Genomic DNA, 3,405 nt, shown 5'->3' with positions numbered 1-3,405 from the left:
ACCTTCCGCTCGAGCTGCTCGGCGCTGATCTCCGCCTGCAGCTCCATGCAGCGCCCGAGGCGCTCCTGCTTCACTTCCTCGGGCACGGCGTCGGGCAGGTCGTTGGCGCGCGCGCCGTCCACCGGCGAGTACGCGAACGCGCCCACGCGGTCGAGCTCGGCCATGTCCAGGAACGACAGCAGCTGTTCAAAGTCCTCGTCGGTTTCACCCGGGAAGCCGACGATGAAGGTGCTGCGGATGGTGATGTCGGGGCAAATGGCGCGCCAGCGCTGGATGCGCTCCAGCGTCTTGTCCACCGCACCCGGGCGCTTCATCAGCTTGAGGATGCGCGGGCTGGCGTGCTGGAACGGGATGTCCAGGTACGGCAGGATTTTCCCGTCCGCCATCAGCGGGATGATGTCGTCCACGTGCGGATACGGGTACACGTAGTGCAGGCGGGTCCAGATGCCCAGCTCGGACAGGCCCTCGCACAGGCCCTTCATCCGGGTTTCGTAGGCCTTGCCGTTCCAGTCGCGCGGGGCGTACTTCGTGTCCACGCCGTAGGCACTGGTGTCCTGGGACACCACCAGCAGTTCGCGCACGCCGCCGCGGGCCAGCTTCTCGGCCTCGCGCAGCACCTCGTCCACCGGGCGCGACACCAGGTCGCCGCGCATGCTGGGGATGATGCAGAACGTGCAGCGGTGGTTGCAGCCCTCGGAAATCTTCAGGTAGGCGTAGTGCTTGGGCGTGAGCTTGAGGCCGTAGTCGGGCAGCAGGTTCACGAACGGGTCGTGGCGCGGCGGCAGCGCCAAGTGCACGGCGTTCATCACGCTGGTGTAGTCCTGCGGGCCGCTGATGGAAAGCACGTCCGGGTGCGCCGCACGGATCTGCTCCGGGCGCTTGCCCAGGCAGCCGGTGACGATCACCTTGCCGTTCTCGGCCAGGGCCTCGCCGATGGCGTCCAGGCTTTCCGCCACCGCCGAGTCGATGAAGCCGCAGGTATTGACCACCACCACGTCGGCCGCGTCATAGCTGGGCACGATCTCGTAGCCCTCCACCCGCAGCTGGGTGAGGATGCGTTCGGAGTCGACGAGGGCTTTCGGGCAGCCGAGGCTGACGAAGCCCACCTTGGGGTTGCTGGCGGACATGGCGGGCCGGAATTGGGCGGGGCGCGGATTATAGCGCTCCCCGGGCCCTGTCCCGGTGTAGGCTTGGGGCTTGGACCGCGAGGGGCATGCCATGGGCCAGACCATCTCGATCAACACCCGCCACGGGCGCATCTCGGCTTGGCACGCCCGGCCCAGGGTGACGCCCCGCGGCGCCCTGATCGTGGTCCAGGAGATTTTCGGCGTGAACTCCCACATCCGCCAGGTGGCCGACCGCTTCGCCAACTATGGCTATGTGGCCATCGCACCGGCCCTGTTCGACGCCACCCACCCCGGGACGGAGCTGGGCTATGACGCCGCGGGCGTCGAGCGCGGCCGCGCGATGGCCGAGGAAATCGGCTTCAACGGCGCGCTGGATGGCGTGCGCGGCGCCTTCGATTTCCTGGAAGCGGAGTTCAAGGTCGGCGTGGTCGGGTTCTGCTGGGGCGGCAGCGTGGCCTATTACACCAACACCAAGCTCGGACTGCCGGCGGTGAGCTACTACGGGGGTCGGACGTTGCCGCTGCTGCGTGATCGACCCAAGGCGCCGCTGATGCTGCATTTTGGCGAGAACGACGCGCTGATCCCGCCCGCGGACGTGGAAAAACACCGCGAAGCGCTGCCCGGCGCGGAAATCATCGTCTGGCCCGGCGTCGGCCACGGCTTCAACTGCGACCAGCGGCCCGACTACGACGCCGAGACGTCCCAACAGGCGATGACCCGCACCCTGAACTTCTTCCAGAAGCACCTGCGTTGAGCCCGCCTGCCGACAGCGCGCCCGGACCGTTCCTGCCCGACCCGCGCCTGGCCGCCGACTCGCTGCTGGTGGCCGACGGCCCCCTTTCGCAGCTGCGGCTGATGGACGACGCGCGCTTTCCCTGGCTGGTGCTGGTGCCGCGGATTGCCGGCGCACAAGAGTGGATCGATCTGGACGGCGGCGCTCAGCGCCAGCTGCTGGCCGAAGTGAACCTGGCGGGCCGGCTGCTGCGTTCGCTCGGGCCCGTGCACAAGCTCAACGTCGGCGCCCTGGGCAACATCGTGCGCCAGCTGCACGTGCACGTAGTGGCGCGCAGCGAGAACGACGCCGCCTGGCCGGGACCGGTGTGGGGCAGCGGCGCGCGGGTTCCTTACATGGCGGACAGGCGCGAGGCACTGCTATCTTCGCTGCGGCAAGGCCTGGACGCCGTCATCGGCGCCCCCCACCGAAACCCGGAGCACCCATGAAGAACAATCTGTTCCCCGCCCTGATCCTGATCGTGCTCGGCGCCCTGCTGCTGGCCGACAACCTGATCCCCGAGTTCCGCATCTGGTCCACGTTGATCAAGTGGTGGCCGCTGGCCCTGATCGCGCTGGGCGTCAGCCTGCTGTTCAAGAAAGGCTAGCCCCGCCTCAGGTCTTGGGCAGGGTGACGCCGGTTTGTCCCTGGTACTTGCCGCCGCGGTCTTTGTACGAGGTTTCGCAGACTTCGTCCGACTGGAAGAACAGCATCTGGGCCACGCCCTCGCCGGCGTAGATCTTGGCCGGCAGCGGCGTGGTGTTGCTGAATTCAAGCGTGACGTGGCCTTCCCACTCCGGCTCCAGCGGCGTGACGTTGACGATGATGCCGCAGCGCGCGTAGGTGCTCTTGCCCAGGCACACCACCAGCGTGTCGCGCGGGATCCTGAAGAATTCCACCGTGCGCGCCAGCGCGAACGAGTTGGGCGGGATGATGCACACGTCCGAAGTGACGTCCACGAAGCTCGACGGGTCGAAGTTCTTGGGGTCGACGATGGTGGAATTGATGTTGGTGAAAATCTTGAACTCGCGCGCGCAGCGCACGTCGTAGCCGTAGCTGGACGTGCCGTAGCTGACGATGCGCTCGCCGCCGGCGTCGTGCTTCACCTGGCCCGGCTCGAAGGGCTCGATCATGCCGTGCTGCTCGGCCATGCGGCGGATCCACTTGTCTGACTTGATGCTCATTCGGGGGCTCTTGGACGAAAGGGGCTGGGGGAAAGGAAGGGGGCGATTCTAGCGGGCCGGCGCCGCCGTATCGGAGAACAGCCGGAAGTGCCCGACCGGAGGCCAGGCCAGCAGCACGTCCTCGACCCGGGCGCCGTCGCCGATGTTGTGCACCACCATCAACCGGCCCGAGCCGTCCCGCGCCCGGCGGTCGGAGACGATGCCAATGTGCGGCAGGCCGCCCGGCAGGCGCCAGCTGACCAGGGCGCCGGGCCGGTATGCGGCCGCCCGGGGGGACGCGGGCAGCGCATGGCCGGCCCGGCGCAGCCAGGTTTCCAGGTTC

General features: G+C 68.0%; 5 protein-coding genes and 1 pseudogene. 3 read left to right on the top strand and 3 right to left on the bottom strand.

Annotated elements, in window-relative coordinates; all coding sequences use genetic code 11:
* Positions 1 to 1,127, bottom strand: a 1,127-nt coding sequence (gene rimO, locus K0M70_RS10000; protein ID WP_290781726.1) for a 30S ribosomal protein S12 methylthiotransferase RimO, incomplete at its 3' end; no start/stop codon positions are given.
* Positions 1,128 to 1,218: 91 nt separating this feature from the next.
* Between rimO and K0M70_RS09995 the strand changes: the two genes are divergently transcribed.
* The 3 genes and pseudogenes from K0M70_RS09995 (at position 1,219) to K0M70_RS09985 (ending at position 2,506) form a co-directional block, all read left to right on the top strand.
* Positions 1,219 to 1,881, top strand: a complete 663-nt coding sequence (locus tag K0M70_RS09995) for a dienelactone hydrolase family protein (RefSeq protein WP_290781725.1) — start codon at positions 1,219 to 1,221, stop codon at positions 1,879 to 1,881.
* Positions 1,878 to 2,243, top strand: a pseudogene (locus K0M70_RS09990) (HIT family protein); the annotation flags it as partial. The gene K0M70_RS09995 and the pseudogene K0M70_RS09990, both read left to right, overlap by 4 nt.
* 101 nt (positions 2,244 to 2,344) lie before the next feature.
* The gene (locus K0M70_RS09985) at positions 2,345 to 2,506 is read left to right on the top strand and encodes a DUF5668 domain-containing protein (RefSeq protein ID WP_290781724.1); all 162 of its coding nucleotides are present in this window, start codon (positions 2,345 to 2,347) and stop codon (positions 2,504 to 2,506) included.
* Positions 2,507 to 2,513: 7 nt separating this feature from the next.
* On the opposite strand, the gene dcd is transcribed toward K0M70_RS09985, so the two are convergent.
* Positions 2,514 to 3,083, bottom strand: a complete 570-nt coding sequence (gene dcd / locus K0M70_RS09980; RefSeq protein ID WP_290781723.1) for a dCTP deaminase — start codon at positions 3,081 to 3,083, stop codon at positions 2,514 to 2,516.
* A 48-nt stretch (positions 3,084 to 3,131) separates the two neighbouring features.
* On the bottom strand, positions 3,132 to 3,405 hold a 274-nt coding region (locus K0M70_RS09975; protein WP_290781722.1), incomplete at its 5' end, for a DUF1287 domain-containing protein.

This window comes from Arenimonas sp. (genome assembly GCF_019459675.1).
Taxonomy (GTDB): Bacteria; Pseudomonadota; Gammaproteobacteria; order Xanthomonadales; family Xanthomonadaceae; genus Arenimonas.
Note: the sequence above shows the minus strand (reverse complement) of the source record. Positions and strands in the feature narration are given on the sequence as shown.

Bases quoted from the DNA above. Each gene is read 5' to 3' on its own strand.
- K0M70_RS09995 (WP_290781725.1), top strand. From the start codon at position 1,219: ATGGGCCAGACCATCTCGATCAACACCCGCCACGGGCGCATCTCGGCT.
- K0M70_RS09985 (WP_290781724.1), top strand. From the start codon at position 2,345: ATGAAGAACAATCTGTTCCCCGCCCTGATCCTGATCGTGCTCGGCGCC.
- dcd (WP_290781723.1), bottom strand. From the start codon at position 3,083: ATGAGCATCAAGTCAGACAAGTGGATCCGCCGCATGGCCGAGCAGCAC.